Genomic DNA, 14,719 nt, shown 5'->3' on the forward strand with positions numbered 1-14,719 from the left:
TCAGGACGAAAAATCGGGACGAACAGACTGGGCGGCGCTCAGGGTGCCGGCACGCCGCGTTGCAGCGCCGGCGCCGCCTTGCGGTTCCACAGGCGATAGGCAACGCCGAGCACGCCCAGCCAGACCGGAATCAGATACACGGAAATCCGCAGATCCGGAATCAGATACATTACAACGAGAATGCCGCCAAGGAACACGAGGCACACGTAATTCGTGAGCGGATAGCCGAGGCTGCGGAACGTGGTGGTCTCCCCGGCGCGCGCCTTCTCGCGGCGGAACTTCAGGTGAATCAGGCTGATCATCGCCCAGTTGATGATGAGCGCGGACACCACGAGGCCCATCAGCAGTTCGAACGCCTTGCCCGGCATGAAGTAGTTGATGATCACGCACGCGGCCGTGACGAACGCCGACACGCCGAGCGCCGCCAGCGGAATGCCACGCTTGCTGACCTTGAGCAGCGCCTTGGGCGCATTGCCTTGCTGCGCGAGGCCGTAAAGCATGCGGCTGTTGCAGTACACGCCGCTGTTGTAGACCGAAAGCGCGGCGGTCAGCACGACGAGATTGAGCACATTGGCCACGATGTCGCTGTTCATCGCGTGGAAGATCAGCACGAAGGGGCTGCCGCCAGCCACGACTTTCTGCCACGGATAGAGCGAGAGCAGCACGCCGAGCGCGCCGATGTAGAAAATCAGGATGCGGTAGATCACCTGATTCGTGGCGCGCGGGATGGTGTGCGAAGGATCGTCTGCCTCGGCTGCGGTAATGCCCACGAGTTCCAGGCCGCCGAACGAGAACATCACGACGGCCATCGCCATGACGAGTCCGGAAACGCCGTGCGGAAAGAAGCCGCCGTTGCGCCAGAGGTTCGAGACGCTTGCTTCAGGACCGGCCGAGCCCGAGAACAGCAGCCAGCCGCCAAAGGCGATCATGCCGACGATCGCCAGCACCTTGATGATCGCGAACCAGAACTCGAGTTCGCCGTACGACTTCACGCTCGTGAGGTTGATGCCGTTGATGACGACGAAGAACACGAGCGCCGAAACCCACGTGGGCAAGGTCGGCCACCAGTAATGCATGTAGATGCCCACGGCGGAAAGCTCCGCCATGCTCACGAGCACGTACAGCACCCAGTAGTTCCAGCCCGAGAGAAAGCCAGCGAACGGGCCGAAGTATTTGTCGGCGAAATAGCTGAACGAACCGGCGACGGGCTCGTCCACGACCATCTCGCCCAGTTGCCGCATGATGAAGAACGCGATGATGCCGGCAACGCCATAGCCGAGCAGCACCGAAGGTCCGGCAGTCTGAATGGTCTGCGCAATGCCGAGGAACAGGCCCGTGCCGATCGCCCCGCCCAGCGCGATGAGCTGGATATGGCGATTCTTGAGCCCGCGTTTTAGCTCGCCGCGGTTTTCACGCGTGTCGTTTGAAACCATGTCTCTTCCTGTCTCCCACTTATCGATTCGGCGCCAGGACGTCCGGGTAGGACGCCGGCCCCGCTACACGAAATAAAATTGCGCGCGCAACGTTCTGCGTCGGCGTGCTCCCAGGCTTGCCGGTATTGGCCGTCAGCCCGATCATGTGCGCCCAGTGTATAGTTGGCGGGGAAAAATATGATTTCATCTCGTACGCAGGCAAACCCTGATTGATACAATTCCGTTTCGCCTTGAACCCACATTACGCAAGATAAATGCAGAATCTCGCGCTCGACACGATCGACATGCGGCTGCTCGCCGCACTCCAGGAGCACGGACGCGCCTCGAATCTCGAACTCGCGGCGGCAATCAAGCTCTCGCCCGCGCAAACGCTCAGGCGCCATCGGCGGCTCGAGGACCTGGGCGTGATCCGCCGCTACGAGACGCGCCTCGACGCGCAGGCGCTCGGCTTCGGCGTGGTCGCCTTCATTCAGGTGACGATGGAGCGCGGGCACATGCGCGAACTCGTCAAGTTCAAGGAACTCGTCGCGACGCTGCCGCAGGTGCAGGAGTGCTACTCCGTGACGGGCGATATCGACTACGTGCTGAAGGTGGTGGCGCGTGACCTCAAGGCGCTTTCCGAATTCCTGCTCGATACGCTGATGCGCGCGCCCGGCGTGAACAGCGTGCAGTCGATCGTGTGCCTCGATGAGCTCAAGGGGACGAGCGCGATGCCGCTGGAGGCATGAAGCAAGCGTGCGACAGCGCCTTCCGCAGATTCCGCGCATGCCCGCCTGACGGGGTTCTTCGGCGAAAATGCAATTTTATCTCATCGGCGGCCGCCTGGCTGCGGCATCCGGCAGCGCACCGCTGCGGCGTGCTGCGTTGCACGAATCGTTGCACGGCGAAAAGGCCCGTGGCGCCCCGCTTCGCCGCGTTTTACCGGGCGGCGAAATAGTCTTGCTAAAAGCGCCATCGTGCTCTAAAAAACAGGCTAGTTAGCACGTCTACCGGTCGCCCAGACCAATACGGCGGGCGGCTCCACAAGAGCGAGCGCGACAGTCCATGAGTCTTCTTGAACTCAGAGGCGTATCCAGGCACTTCGGCGCCATCCATGCGCTGAACGACGTGACGTTGAGCCTGGAGCCAGGCCAGGTCGTGGGACTCATGGGAGACAACGGCGCGGGCAAATCCACGCTTGTGAAGGTCATCGCCGGCAACTTTCCGCCCTCTCACGGCGAAATGCTCATCGACGGCAAGCCGGTCCACTTCAGCCGCCCCGTCGACGCGCGCGCACAAGGCATCGAGGTCGTTTATCAGGATCTCGCCCTCTGCGACAACCTCACGGCCGCCGCCAATGTCTTTCTCGGGCGCGAACCGCGCCTCGGCATCTGGCCCTTTCGCGTGCTCGATCATGCGACCATGTACCGCCGCGCCGCCGAGCTTTTCAAGGAACTGAAATCGGAAACGCGCCCGCGCGATCTCGTGCGGCAAATGTCGGGCGGTCAGCGGCAGGCCGTGGCGATCGCACGCACGCGCTTGTCCGAGGCACGGCTCGTACTCATGGACGAGCCAACCGCGGCGATTAGCGTACGCCAGGTCGCGCAGGTGCTCGACCTCATCAAGCGCCTGTCCGAACACGGCATCGCCGTCATTCTCATCAGCCATCGCATGCCGGACGTCTTCGAAGTCGCCCACCGCGTGGTCGTCATGCGGCGCGGGCACAAAGTCGCGGACAAAAAGACCGAGGCATCCTCACCGGAAGAAGTGACCGGCCTCATCACCGGAGCCATCGCCAACGCCTGAACCCGTCGCGCGCGGCTTCGCGCGAGGCCGGAGGAGACCCGAAATTGAACGATGCGCCGCAAAGGCCGAACCCCATGCCAACGCTGCTCGACGATCCCCAATCCGCGAGAACGCACACGCGCTGGAGCGGGCTGCTCGCGAGCCAGGTGTTCTGGGTGGTGCTGGCCACGCTCGTTGCCTGCGTGGCGCTCTCGCTCGTGACCTCGACGTTCGCCACGCAGCAGAACCTCTTCAACGTCACGCGCAACTTCGCTTTCGTGGCGATCGTCGCGCTCGGCATGATGGCCGTGATCGTCACGGGCGGGATCGACATTTCCGTTGGCTCGACAATCGGCCTGAGCGGCATCGTGCTGTCGGTCACCATGAACGCGGGCTATCCGATCTGGGCGGGCATCGGACTCGGGCTGCTCACCGCAGGGATCGTCGGCCTCGTGAACGGCCTGCTCATCGCCTATCTGAACATGCAGCCATTCGTCGTAACGCTCGGCATGCTGAGCGTGGGCCGCAGTCTCGCCCTCGTGATCTCCGGCAGCCGGACCATTTTCGAATTCGGACCCGACGGGCACAAGCTCCTGGTGCTCGGCGGCGGCAAGACGCTCGGCGTCGCCAATCCCGTGTGGTTTCTGATCGTCCTCGGCGTCCTGTTCTGGTTTGCCTTCGCCTTCACGCGCTGGGGCCGCTACGTGTTCGCGGTCGGCGGCAACCGCCATGCGGCCAATCTGACCGGCGTGCCGGTGCGCCGCGTGATCTGCTCCGTGTATGTGCTCGGCGGCCTCATGGCGGGCGTCGCGGCCATCCTCGAAGTCGGCTGGCTCGGCGCCGTGACGACGGGCCTCGGCACCGGCGACGAGCTGCGCGTAATCGCCGCGACCGTGATCGGCGGGACCAACCTCATGGGCGGCGTGGGCAGCGCCTTCGGCACTATCGTCGGCGCCGCGCTCATCGAGGTGATCCGCAACAGCCTGATCCTGCTCGGCGTCGACTCGTTCTGGCAGGGAACGGTCGTGGGCTCGTTCATCATCGTCGCCGTGCTGTTCAACCGGCTTGGCGGCGAGCGGCAAGGAGAGTGACGTGAATTCGGTCGCGCCGGCGGCACTCTGGCCAGCGCACCGTGAGAAGGCAGCGCGGCCGGACACACGCGGAACCGCCGGCCGCCAGCCATCACCTGAGGCGCGAGGTTCCGCAGGAAGCCCAAAGCACGGGCGCGGGCTTTCCTTCCGATGAAGAAAGCGGTACGAGACACGCGCGCCGGGAGACCGGCGCCGAACAGGAGGAAACCATGAAGAAGGCGTGGAAGTATTTCGCTGCGATCGGAGGGCTGGCCATGCTGGCCTCTTCCGCCTATGCAGCCGACAAGACCCTCGCGCTGGTCGTGAAGGGCCTCGACAATCCGTATTTCGATCTCATGCATCAGGGATGCGACCGGGCGAACAAGGAGCTCGGCAAAGAGGGCTACAACTGCTACTACACCGGGCCCGCGACGGCCGCCGACGAAAGCGCCGAAGTGCAGATCGTCGACGACTTGCTGACCAAGGGGGTGGCGGCCATTGCGATTTCACCCTCGAATGCCCCGGCCATCGCGGAAGTGATCCGCCGCCGCAACGCGAACATTCCGATCATCACGGCGGACGCCGACCTGCTGCCCAAGGACCAGTCGCTGCGCAAGGCGTATGTGGGCACCGACAACTACGAACTGGGCGTGAAGCTTGGCGAGCAGTTGAAGACGCTCATGCCCAAGGGCGGCAATATCTGCCTCGTGATGGGCAACCCCGCGGCCGAGAACATCAACCAGCGCGCCCAGGGCACGCGCGACGTGCTTTCGGGCAAGAAGGGCATCAAGAAGCTTGCGGGCGAAAACAACTGGCATGAGATCAGCGCCTGCCCGCTCTACGTGAACGACGACGCCGCGAAAGCGAACCAGATGATGCAGGACACGCTCACGGCCAACGCCAACACGCTACAGGCGTTCGTGTTCGAGGGCGGCTGGCCGCTTTTCGCACCGGAGGCGTACTCGCAGGTCGTCGCGCCGATCATGGACAAGATCCAGAGCGGCAAATTCGTGATCGTCTCAGCCGATACGCTCGGGCCGGAACTCCAGGCGCTCAAGGACCACAAGGTCAACGCCCTCGTCGGGCAGCGGCCCGAGGAAATGGGCTATCAGGCGGCGATGGTGATGCGCGACCTGGCGGCAGGCAAGACGGTGAAGCCCATCGTTCATACGGGGCTCGACGTTTGCACGTGGAAGAACGCGGATACGTGTCTGAAGCACTGAGGGCGTAACCGTGAGCAAGCCGAGGCTCGGATTGCTCGGCTTGCATTGCACAACCGCCAGCCTAAACCTTGTACGGCACGCGGATGCCCGGCTCGTCGGCCGGAAAGTCCTTCGTGTTGCGCGACACCAGAAGCAGCGAGTGAACCTGCGCGGTCGCCCAGACGACTGCATCGGGCAGCAGCACCTTCTTTGTCCTGCGGATCGCGACGGCGCGGTCCGCAATGCGGTGGTCGAGTTCGAGCACGTCGAACGACGCCAGCCAGCCGCGAATCGCCGGCTCATCGTCCGGCTGCGCGCCGACCATGACTTCCATCCACGTGATCGTGCTGATAGCGCGATATTCGTAGCGCGCCAGTTCCTTTTTCGCCTGAAGGATGCCGCTGAGGTAGTCGATCAGGATGTTGGTGTCGAAGAGCGCCCTTACCATTCCGAACGCAGCTCCCGCTGATAGTCGAGGCCGTCGACTTGCCTGCCCTTCCAGGCCCCGAAGACGTCCTCGCCCTCTGCCGAGCGTTTGCGCTGCGCAATATAGGACTCGATCGCCTCACGAATGATCGCCGCACGCGACCGATGCTCGGTCTGCACGAGCGCCGCCAGTTCTTCGACCTGCGCCTCGGTTAGATCAATCAGAATCCGGCTCATTCCATTCTCCATACATGATATACATATCGTATATCAAAACCTGCGGAAAGGTGCTCCCCGAAAGCAAAAAACCCGCGTCGGCTCAAATGCCGAACGCGGGTTTTTGCATCGCCAGCAGGCTAGCGGGAGACCATCACTCCCACTCGATCGTCGCAGGCGGCTTGCCCGAGATGTCGTACACGACACGATTGATGCCGCGCACTTCATTGATGATGCGGTTCGACACATGGCCCAGCAGGTCATGCGGCAGATGCGCCCAGTGGGCCGTCATGAAGTCGAGCGTCTGTACCGCGCGCAGCGCCACCACGTACTCGTAAGTGCGGCCATCGCCCATCACGCCCACGCTCTTCACCGGCAGGAACACCGCGAACGCCTGGCTCGTGAGTTCGTACCACGACTTGCCGGTTTCCTTGTCGATCGTGTTGCGCAGCGTCTCGATGAAGATCGCATCGGCGCGACGCAGCAGGTCCGCGAAATCGCGCTTCACTTCGCCGAGAATACGCACGCCCAGGCCCGGGCCCGGGAACGGATGGCGGTACACCATTTCATGCGGCAGGCCGAGCTTCACGCCCAGTTCGCGCACTTCGTCCTTGAAGAGTTCGCGCAGCGGTTCGAGCAGCTTGAGGTTCAGCGTTTCCGGCAGGCCGCCCACGTTGTGGTGGCTCTTGATCGTGTGCGCAGCCTTCTTGCCCTTGCCGGCCGATTCGATCACGTCCGGATAGATCGTGCCTTGCGCAAGCCACTTCGCGTCGGTGAGCTTGCCCGCTTCGGTCTGGAACACCTCGACGAACTCAGCGCCGATGATCTTGCGCTTCGCTTCCGGATCGGTCACGCCCGCGAGCTTCGACATGAACGCTTCGCTCGCGTCGACATGGATCACCTTCACGCCCAGGTTGTCCGCGAACATCGACATCACCTGCTCCGCCTCGTTCAGGCGCAGGAGACCATGATCGACAAACACGCAGGTGAGCTGGTCGCCAATCGCGCGATGCAGCAGCGCCGCCGCCACCGACGAATCCACGCCGCCCGAAAGGCCGAGAATCACGTGCTCTTTGCCCACCTGCTTGCGGATCGTCTCGACGGCTTCGTCGATGTAGTGGCCCATTTCCCAGTCGGCCTTCGCGCCGCAGATGCCGAGCACGAAACGCTCGAGCATCGCGCGGCCCTGCACCGTGTGCGTGACTTCCGGGTGCCATTGCAGGCCGTAGAAGTGGCGCGCTTCGTCGGCCATGGCTGCGATCGGGCACGATTCCGTCGATGCCATCAACTGGAAGCCTTGCGGCATTTCCGTGACCTTGTCGCCGTGGCTCATCCACACCTTGAGCATGCCGTGGCCTTCGCTCGTGCGGAAGTCTTCGATGCCTTCGAGGAAGCTCGTGTGGTTGCGCGCGCGCACTTCGGCGTAGCCGAATTCGCGCAGGTGGCCGCCGTCGACCTTGCCGCCGAGCTGCTCGGCCATCGTCTGCATGCCGTAGCAGATACCGAGCACCGGCACGCCCAGTTCGAACACCGCTTGCGGCGCGCGCGGGGTGTCGGTGTCGGTGACCGAGTTCGGGCCGCCCGAGAGGATGATGCCCGTCGGCGCGAATTCGCGAACGAACGCGTCGTCGACGTCGTAGGGATGGATTTCCGAGTAGACGTGGGCTTCGCGCACGCGGCGTGCGATGAGCTGGGTGACTTGCGAGCCGAAGTCGAGAATCAGGATTTTGTCGTGCATGGCTGCGGACGAGACCTAAAAAAAGAACGGATACAGAAAGCCGCGCTGCCGGTAATCCGCGCGCGGCGTGAATTCATCAGGACCAGGACAGCGCACTACGGCGGGACCGGGTAGCGCACATTCGGATGTGCTGCCGCCCCAACTGCGGGCGCACTGCGTCTGGTATTTCGGAGGCCGGGTTTGCGCGCGGCATCAGCCACGCAGCGGCGGCCTCGGTGCGTCGGCCGCTTCGTCGCGAGCCGTGCGTCGAGCCTCATCGGCCGGCGCCGCACTCGCCAGCGGCGGCGTAACCGGCGGCACAGGCGCCGGCGTCACAGGCGGGACTGCCGCAGGCGTCACGGTCGGCACTTCCACGACCGGTTCGAGCGGCGCGGCGGACCGTTGCGCTTCACGCGCTTCCCGCGCCCCACCCCACGGCATCGAGCGCATGAAACCCGGCTTCGCGTACGTCACCGGCTCGTCACGGCGTTCGGACCGCTCCTTCGCGACCTTGCGCGCTTCTCGCTGCCGAGTGGAGCCTCCTGCCGCCTGCTCCTTCACGCGCTTGCGCACCGCGCCTGCGAGGCGGACACCGCCAAGCCCGAGAACGATCAACCAGACGCCCACCGCACCGGCCACCAACTGGCCCAACCCCGTGAGGCGCGGCGCACGCAGCCCGATCATCCAGACCAGCATGAGCACGCCGGCAATCCAGTTGACGTGCCCCACCGTGCGGCCCACGGGCAAAGTCATCTCGCCGTGGAAGGCCGCACGTAGCGCGAGCCACGCGAAACCCAGCAGCACCACGCCGAACGCCTGCCCAACGAGCGCCGGCTGCGTTTGCACCAGTTGCAACGCGTTGTAGACCAGGGTCCAGGGCGTGAGAACGAACAGCACGCCGAACCCCAGCAACGTCAACGCATCGACAATCAGCAGCACGCGCAGCAGCGGCTTCATCGGGATTTAGTCCACGTGATAGTTGGGGGCTTCCTTCGTGATCTGCACGTCGTGCACGTGCGATTCGTTCAAGCCGGCGCCGGTGATCTGCACAAACTCCGCCTTCGCGTGCAGTTCGTCGATCGTGCGGCAACCGCAGTAGCCCATCGAGGCGCGCACGCCGCCGATCATCTGGAACAGGATCGCGTTGATCGGGCCCTTGTAGGCGACGCGGCCTTCGATGCCTTCCGGCACGAGCTTGTCGATGTTCGCCGAATTGTCCTGGAAGTAGCGGTCAGCGGCACCGTCCTTCATCGCGCCAACCGAACCCATGCCGCGGTACGACTTGTACTGGCGGCCCTGGAACAGGAACACGTCGCCCGGCGACTCTTCGGTGCCCGCGAACATGCTGCCCATCATCACAGCGTTCGCGCCGGCTGCCAGCGCCTTCGACACGTCGCCCGAATAGCGCACGCCGCCGTCTGCGATGCACGGCACGCCCGTGCCCTTGAGCGCTTCCGAGACATTGGAAATCGCGCTGATCTGCGGCACGCCCACGCCTGCCACGATACGCGTCGTGCAGATCGAGCCCGGGCCAATACCGACCTTCACGCCGTCCGCGCCGTACTCGACGAGCGCGCGGGCCGCGTCGGCCGTGGCGATGTTGCCGCCGATCACTTCGACCTGCGGGAAGTTCTTCTTCACCCAGCGAACGCGCTCGAGCACGCCCTTGCTGTGGCCGTGCGCCGTATCGACCACGATCACGTCCACGCCGGCCTGCACCAGCAGTTCGACGCGCTCTTCGTTGTCCGGACCGACGCCGACTGCCGCGCCCGCGCGCAGCTTGCCGTGCTCGTCCTTACAGGCGGCCGGGTGCTCGGTCTGCTTGGTGATGTCCTTGACGGTCATGAGGCCGCGCAGTTCGAACGCATCGTTCACGACCAGCACGCGCTCGAGACGGTGGCTGTGCATGAGCGACTTGGCTTCGGCGAGCGGCGTGCCTTCCTTGACGGTGACGAGGCGCTCGCGCGGCGTCATGATCGAGCGCACCGGCTCGTCCAGACGCGTTTCGAAACGCAGGTCGCGGTTCGTGACGATGCCGACGAGTTGCGCGCCTTCCACAACCGGGAAGCCCGAGATGCCATGCTGCTGCGAGAGCGCGATGACATCCGCGACCTTCATTTGCGGCGGGATCGTGATCGGATCGCGCACCACGCCGGACTCGAAGCGCTTCACCTTCGCAACCTCACGCGCCTGCTCGGCCGGCGTGAGGTTCTTGTGGACGATGCCGACGCCACCCTGCTGCGCCATGGCGATTGCCAGACGGCCTTCCGTGACGGTGTCCATTGCGGCCGACACGAGCGGAATGTTCAGGGAGATATTGCGGGTCAGCCGGGTCTTCAGGCTGGTATCGCGCGGGAGAACGTCGGAAAAGGCGGGGACGAGGAGCACGTCATCGAACGTGAGTGCTTTCTGGATCAGACGCATGGCAAATCCTATAGGCGCAAAAGCAGATTATACGCGATAGCGCCCTGGAAATCATCAGTGTGAACAGTAGCTTAGCGCCGTTTTCGGGATTATTTCCACGCTCGGGCCTTGGCGGCTGCGAAGCGGCGGGCCAGGTGCGCCTCCGACCCGAATTCCCACTCGGGCAACCCGCGCAAGCGCAGCGAGCGGCGCGGTGCAGGATTGAACAAGACGCCCCGGCATGTCGCCCGTTAAGCTTCGAGCCATCGTGTTTCATGGCCCGCGCGGGCCGCCAGTCGTCTTTGGAGGCAAATCAAATGCAGCGTGGTGTGTTGTACGGCGTGCTTGCCGGCGCGTTATGGGGCACCGTATTCGTGGTGCCCCGGCAGTTGGCGGAATTCTCGCCCCTGCTCCTGAGCTCGGGCCGCTATGTGATGTACGGGCTCGTCTCGCTCGCCGCGCTCGTGCCCATGCTGCGCCGCGTGTGGCCCCGCCTCACGCGCGCCGACCTCGTTGCGCTCGTGAAGCTCGCGCTCATGGGCAACGTGCTCTATTACCTCTTTCTGGCGAGTGCGATCCATCTGGTGGGCATCGCGCCCGCTTCGCTGATCGTCGGCGTGCTGCCCGTCACGGTGACGCTGCTCGGCCGCCGCGACCACGGCGCCGTGCCGCTTTCACGGCTGGTCTGGCCGCTCGCGATGATCGCGGCCGGCATCGTCTGCATCAACGTGGACGTGTTCACCGCAGCGGGCGAGGCCGGCAGCCAGACGAGCGTGCTCACCCGCATTACCGGTCTTGGCTGCGCCGTGGGCGCGCTCGTGTGCTGGACGTGGTTCGCGGTCGAGAACGCGCGTTACCTGCATCGCAACGCGCACTTCAGCGGGAACGAATGGTCGGTGTTGTGGGGTGTGGTGACGGGCGCGCTCGGCGGCGTGCTCTGGCTCGGCATTCTGGCCCTGCCCTCGGGCTGGGTGCAGGAAACCGTGCCGGCCGCGCGCTGGACCACCTTCTGGCAGCTCAATCTGGTGCTCGCGATCGGCGCCTCGTGGCTTGGCAACGGGCTCTGGAACGCCGCCGCCAAGCGCCTGCCGCTCACGCTGTCCGGCCAGATGATCGTGTTCGAGACGCTGTTCGCGCTGCTGTACGGCTTCATCTACGACCATCGGCTGCCGCGCGTGCTGGAAGTCGCGGCCATCATGCTGCTGGTGGCGGGCGTGAGCTGGTCGGTGCGCCAGCATGCGGGCGGCCCGGAGGACACGGCCCACGGCGACGGGATCGTGCCGGAAGGCGACCTGCCGGGGATCGGGACCGAAAAGCGCGCCGCATCCGGCGACGAGACGCAGCAACGCCGCACGACCGCGTGAGCGGCGCGCAGACAACCCAAACGGAAAGGCTGAGAACCTGAGAGCCTGAGAACAGGAACGCCCTGAGAGGCCGGACGGGCGGGCTAGCGCGAGCTACCCCGCCCTTTACGTTTTTGCAGCCGCTTGCGCTGCCCATCACAAAGGCGTCAGCGCGAATCCTTGTGCAGCCATTTGCGCCCCTCGATCGAGCCTTCCTTGCGGCTCTTGTCGACGCGGCGCTGGCGCGCCGCTTTCGGATCGACGATCAGCGGGCGATAGATCTCCACCCGATCATGATCGGCAAGCACCGTATCGAGCGGCTTGAGCTTGCCATACACGCCCACCTTCAGCTTCGTCAGGTCGATCTCGGGATGCCGCGCGAGAACGCCGCTTGCGTCGATGGCCTGCTGGACGGTGGCGCCCGCCGGCAGTTCGATGCTGATGAGCGTTTGCGCGTCAGGCAGCGCGTAGCAAACGTCGACGGAAAGATTCGCGCTCATGGCTTGCCGTAGCGCTGGTCGGCGCGCTTCACGAAGGAGTCGACGAAGGTGTTCGCGATGTGATGGAACACCGGCCCGATGAGCTTCTCGAGAATGATGTTTGAAAACTCGTAGTGCAGCGCGAACTCGATCTTGCAGGCGTCGGCGCGCAGCGGCGTGAAGCGCCAGTAGCCGGTGAACTTGCGGAACGGGCCGTCCGCGAACTCCATGTCGATGCGCTCGGGGCGCTTCTGGGAGTTGCGCGTGGCGAAGTGCTGCTTGATGCCCTTGAAGTTGATGTCGATCTTCGCCTCCATGCCCGCCTCGTCCTGACGGCGTATCTCGATGCCGCCGCACCACGGCAGGAAATTGGGGTAATCGGCGACGTCGGTGACGAGGTCGAACATCTGTTCCGCCGAATGGCGAATCAACACGGTTTTCTGGACATCCGCCATAAATTGCGCAATGCGTGGCAAGGGTGAAAGCGCCACGGGCTTTCGCGAGCCCGCTTTGCTAAAATCGTGATTTTAAACGAGTTGGGCCAATCCCATTTCCCCATGAGCATCATCGACAACAGAAAAGCGTTCTTCGATTACTTCATCGAAGAGCGCCACGAGGCTGGGCTCGTGCTCGAAGGATGGGAGGTCAAGGCCATGCGCGCGGGGCGAGCCAACATCAAGGAGAGCTACGTCGTCATCAAGGACGGCGAGCTGTACCTGATCGGCACGCACATCAGCCCGCTGCCCGAGGCCTCGACGCACATCCACCCGGACCCCACGCGCATCCGCAAGCTGCTGCTGCACCGCGAAGAAATCGACAAGCTGATCGGCAAGGTCGAGCAGCGCGGCTTCACGCTCGTGCCACTGAACTTCCACTACAAGGGTGGCCGCGTGAAGTGCGAGATCGGCCTCGCCAAGGGCAAGAAGCTGCACGACAAGCGCGAAACCGAGAAGCAGCGCGACTGGCAGCGCGAAAAGGCACGCCTGATGCGCTCGCCCACCTGATCGCGCCAGGCATCGTTCAGATGTTCAGATAGACAACGGGCCGCTCGCGCGGCCCGTTGTCATTTCCAGCGACTCAGCGCTCACGCGCCCTTCGTCGCCCCGGACCCGCTGATCTGCCCCTCGCGCAAGCCCGCGCGATTCACGATCGTGAGCGCCGACGCGATCATCGTGCTCAGATCGCCCATGTTGCCCGGCACGATCAGCGTATTGCCCTGCTTCGCGAGATTGGCGAAGGCGTTGACATACTGCTCGGCCACCTTGAGGTTGACCGCGTCCATGCCGCCCTGCGCCTGGATCGAGTTGCCGATCTTCTGGATGGCCTGCGCGTTCGCCTCGGCCACCGCCAGAATGGCCGCGGCCTGCCCTTGCGCCTGGTTGATGGCCGCCTGACGCTCGCCTTCCGACTTCTGGATCGCCGCCTCGCGCGCGCCGGCCGCCAGGTTGATCTGCTCCTGCTTGCGACCTTCCGACGCCGCGATCAGCGCGCGCTTCTCACGCTCTGCGGTGATCTGCGCCTGCATGGCGTGGAGGATTTCCTTCGGCGGCGTGAGATCCTTGATTTCGTAGCGCAGTACCTTCACGCCCCAGTTCGAGGCCGCCTCATCGAGCGAGGAAACGACGCTGTGATTGATGAAGTCGCGCTCCTCGAAAGTCTTGTCGAGTTCGAGCTTGCCGATGACGGAACGCAGCGTGGTCTGCGAAAGCTGTGTGATCGCGAACACGAAATTGCTCGACCCGTACGACGCTTTCATCGGATCGGTCACCTGGAAATACAGCACGCCGTCCACCTGAAGCTGCGTGTTGTCGCGCGTGATGCAGACCTGGCTCGGCACGTCGAGCGGAATCTCCTTGAGCACGTGTTTGTAGGCCACGCGATCCACGAACGGCAGCACGATCGTCAGCCCGGGCGTAAGCGTGGCGTGGTAGCGCCCGAGGCGTTCGAGCACCCAGGCATGCTGCTGCGGCACGATCTTGATGGTCTGCGCGATCAGCACGATGACGATCACGAGCAGAATCAGGCCGACGACTGGGACTTGCATACGGGACCTCCGTTCGCTTCAGTGTGGTTTTGTTGGTGCGCTGCGGGAATTCGGCGACTCAGGCGACTCAGGCATGGCGCGCGGTGTCATCGGCCTTGTGCGTCTGGGCGTCGTGCCGCTCGTGCTTCGCCGCCACGACGAGGCAACTGCCGCGCACCGCCTTGATTTCGTAGAGCGGTGCGTCTTCGGGCTCGCCGGGCGCGAGTTCGACGTCCCATTCGGCGCCGCGGTACATCGTGCGGGCGCGGCCGTCGCGCCAGGCGGCAACGGTGAGCGTCGCGCCGATATCGAGATTCACGCCCGGATCGGTCGAGGCGTCGGTCATGCGGCGCCGGCGGCCGAAGCGCGAGCGGCGCAGCGTGACCACGGCGGCGAGTCCAACCACGGCCGCGACGATCAACTGCACGTCGAGCGGCGCGCCCAGTTCATAGCTCAAGGCGCCCGCGAGAAAACCGAGCGCGATCATCAAGAGGTAGAACGTGCCCGTCATCAGCTCCGCGACGATGAGCACGCCGGCGGCAATCCACCAGAACAAACCATGCGGACCCACGGCGACCTCCCAAAGTAAAACACCCCGGCTAGACCGGGGTGTTATAGCACGAAGCTGACACTTTTTTCCGCA

16 protein-coding genes are annotated in these 14,719 nt (G+C 64.3%); 6 read left to right on the forward strand and 10 right to left on the reverse strand.

The window, feature by feature from the left end; translation table 11 throughout:
* Positions 1-38 precede the first annotated feature (38 nt).
* On the reverse strand, positions 39-1,433 hold the full coding sequence (locus tag C7401_RS18125) for an amino acid permease (RefSeq protein ID WP_112172777.1): 1,395 nt from the start codon (positions 1,431-1,433) through the stop codon (positions 39-41).
* A gap of 254 nt (positions 1,434-1,687) precedes the next feature.
* Here C7401_RS18125 and C7401_RS18130 point away from each other — a divergent pair, with 254 nt between their 5' ends.
* From C7401_RS18130 to C7401_RS18145, 4 genes are all read left to right on the forward strand, one after another.
* Positions 1,688-2,161 carry an Lrp/AsnC family transcriptional regulator gene (locus tag C7401_RS18130; protein ID WP_112172778.1) on the forward strand — a complete coding sequence of 158 codons (474 nt, stop codon included), beginning with the start codon at positions 1,688-1,690 and terminating at the stop codon, positions 2,159-2,161.
* Positions 2,162-2,477: 316 nt separating this feature from the next.
* Positions 2,478-3,218: an ATP-binding cassette domain-containing protein gene (locus C7401_RS18135; protein ID WP_112172779.1), complete on the forward strand. Its 741-nt coding sequence runs from the start codon at positions 2,478-2,480 to the stop codon at positions 3,216-3,218.
* 74 nt (positions 3,219-3,292) lie between these two features.
* The gene (locus C7401_RS18140; RefSeq protein WP_112172780.1) at positions 3,293-4,288 is read left to right on the forward strand and encodes an ABC transporter permease; all 996 of its coding nucleotides are present in this window, start codon (positions 3,293-3,295) and stop codon (positions 4,286-4,288) included.
* A 209-nt stretch (positions 4,289-4,497) separates the two neighbouring features.
* Positions 4,498-5,490: a sugar-binding protein gene (locus C7401_RS18145; RefSeq protein ID WP_165841904.1), complete on the forward strand. Its 993-nt coding sequence runs from the start codon at positions 4,498-4,500 to the stop codon at positions 5,488-5,490.
* Positions 5,491-5,551: 61 nt separating this feature from the next.
* On the opposite strand, the gene C7401_RS18150 is transcribed toward C7401_RS18145, so the two are convergent.
* The 5 genes from C7401_RS18150 to guaB form a co-directional block, all read right to left on the reverse strand.
* Positions 5,552-5,917: a type II toxin-antitoxin system VapC family toxin gene (locus C7401_RS18150; protein ID WP_112172781.1), complete on the reverse strand. Its 366-nt coding sequence runs from the start codon at positions 5,915-5,917 to the stop codon at positions 5,552-5,554.
* Entirely contained in the window at positions 5,911-6,132 is a 222-nt protein-coding gene (locus C7401_RS18155) for a ribbon-helix-helix domain-containing protein (RefSeq protein WP_112172782.1), read from the reverse strand. Before C7401_RS18155 ends, C7401_RS18150 begins: the two co-directional genes overlap by 7 nt.
* 133 nt (positions 6,133-6,265) lie before the next feature.
* The gene (gene guaA, locus C7401_RS18160) at positions 6,266-7,849 is read right to left on the reverse strand and encodes a glutamine-hydrolyzing GMP synthase (RefSeq protein WP_112172783.1); all 1,584 of its coding nucleotides are present in this window, start codon (positions 7,847-7,849) and stop codon (positions 6,266-6,268) included.
* Positions 7,850-8,041: 192 nt separating this feature from the next.
* On the reverse strand, positions 8,042-8,785 hold the full coding sequence (locus tag C7401_RS18165) for a hypothetical protein (RefSeq protein WP_112172784.1): 744 nt from the start codon (positions 8,783-8,785) through the stop codon (positions 8,042-8,044).
* A 6-nt stretch (positions 8,786-8,791) separates the two neighbouring features.
* Positions 8,792-10,252: an IMP dehydrogenase gene (guaB, locus tag C7401_RS18170; RefSeq protein WP_112172785.1), complete on the reverse strand. Its 1,461-nt coding sequence runs from the start codon at positions 10,250-10,252 to the stop codon at positions 8,792-8,794.
* 296 nt (positions 10,253-10,548) lie between these two features.
* On the opposite strand from guaB, the gene C7401_RS18175 reads away from it, so the two are divergent.
* Entirely contained in the window at positions 10,549-11,595 is a 1,047-nt protein-coding gene (locus tag C7401_RS18175) for a DMT family transporter (protein WP_112172786.1), read from the forward strand.
* Positions 11,596-11,741: 146 nt separating this feature from the next.
* On the opposite strand, the gene C7401_RS18180 is transcribed toward C7401_RS18175, so the two are convergent.
* Positions 11,742-12,074, reverse strand: coding sequence for an RnfH family protein (locus tag C7401_RS18180; RefSeq protein WP_112172787.1), 333 nt, complete (start codon positions 12,072-12,074; stop codon positions 11,742-11,744).
* Entirely contained in the window at positions 12,071-12,508 is a 438-nt protein-coding gene (locus tag C7401_RS18185; RefSeq protein WP_112172788.1) for a type II toxin-antitoxin system RatA family toxin, read from the reverse strand. Before C7401_RS18185 ends, C7401_RS18180 begins: the two co-directional genes overlap by 4 nt.
* 102 nt (positions 12,509-12,610) lie before the next feature.
* On the opposite strand from C7401_RS18185, the gene smpB reads away from it, so the two are divergent.
* Positions 12,611-13,057, forward strand: a complete 447-nt coding sequence (gene smpB / locus C7401_RS18190; protein WP_112172789.1) for an SsrA-binding protein SmpB — start codon at positions 12,611-12,613, stop codon at positions 13,055-13,057.
* Positions 13,058-13,137: 80 nt separating this feature from the next.
* On the opposite strand, the gene C7401_RS18195 is transcribed toward smpB, so the two are convergent.
* Both C7401_RS18195 and C7401_RS18200 read right to left on the reverse strand, forming a co-directional pair.
* Positions 13,138-14,097, reverse strand: a complete 960-nt coding sequence (locus C7401_RS18195) for an SPFH domain-containing protein (protein WP_112172790.1) — start codon at positions 14,095-14,097, stop codon at positions 13,138-13,140.
* Positions 14,098-14,164: 67 nt separating this feature from the next.
* A complete protein-coding gene (locus tag C7401_RS18200; protein ID WP_112172791.1) occupies positions 14,165-14,647 on the reverse strand; it encodes an NfeD family protein in 483 nt (160 codons plus the stop codon).
* Positions 14,648-14,719 lie beyond the last annotated feature (72 nt).

Source organism: Paraburkholderia unamae (assembly GCF_003268775.1).
GTDB lineage: Bacteria > Pseudomonadota > Gammaproteobacteria > Burkholderiales > Burkholderiaceae > Paraburkholderia > Paraburkholderia unamae.

Bases quoted from the DNA above. Each gene is read 5' to 3' on its own strand.
- C7401_RS18130 (WP_112172778.1), top strand. From the start codon at position 1,688: ATGCAGAATCTCGCGCTCGACACGATCGACATGCGGCTGCTCGCCGCA.
- guaB (WP_112172785.1), bottom strand. From the start codon at position 10,252: ATGCGTCTGATCCAGAAAGCACTCACGTTCGATGACGTGCTCCTCGTC.
- C7401_RS18135 (WP_112172779.1), top strand. From the start codon at position 2,478: ATGAGTCTTCTTGAACTCAGAGGCGTATCCAGGCACTTCGGCGCCATC.
- C7401_RS18180 (WP_112172787.1), bottom strand. From the start codon at position 12,074: ATGAGCGCGAATCTTTCCGTCGACGTTTGCTACGCGCTGCCTGACGCG.
- C7401_RS18145 (WP_165841904.1), top strand. From the start codon at position 4,498: ATGAAGAAGGCGTGGAAGTATTTCGCTGCGATCGGAGGGCTGGCCATG.
- C7401_RS18185 (WP_112172788.1), bottom strand. From the start codon at position 12,508: ATGGCGGATGTCCAGAAAACCGTGTTGATTCGCCATTCGGCGGAACAG.
- C7401_RS18175 (WP_112172786.1), top strand. From the start codon at position 10,549: ATGCAGCGTGGTGTGTTGTACGGCGTGCTTGCCGGCGCGTTATGGGGC.
- C7401_RS18125 (WP_112172777.1), bottom strand. From the start codon at position 1,433: ATGGTTTCAAACGACACGCGTGAAAACCGCGGCGAGCTAAAACGCGGG.
- C7401_RS18155 (WP_112172782.1), bottom strand. From the start codon at position 6,132: ATGAGCCGGATTCTGATTGATCTAACCGAGGCGCAGGTCGAAGAACTG.
- guaA (WP_112172783.1), bottom strand. From the start codon at position 7,849: ATGCACGACAAAATCCTGATTCTCGACTTCGGCTCGCAAGTCACCCAG.
- C7401_RS18165 (WP_112172784.1), bottom strand. From the start codon at position 8,785: ATGAAGCCGCTGCTGCGCGTGCTGCTGATTGTCGATGCGTTGACGTTG.
- C7401_RS18150 (WP_112172781.1), bottom strand. From the start codon at position 5,917: ATGGTAAGGGCGCTCTTCGACACCAACATCCTGATCGACTACCTCAGC.
- C7401_RS18140 (WP_112172780.1), top strand. From the start codon at position 3,293: ATGCCAACGCTGCTCGACGATCCCCAATCCGCGAGAACGCACACGCGC.
- smpB (WP_112172789.1), top strand. From the start codon at position 12,611: ATGAGCATCATCGACAACAGAAAAGCGTTCTTCGATTACTTCATCGAA.
- C7401_RS18195 (WP_112172790.1), bottom strand. From the start codon at position 14,097: ATGCAAGTCCCAGTCGTCGGCCTGATTCTGCTCGTGATCGTCATCGTG.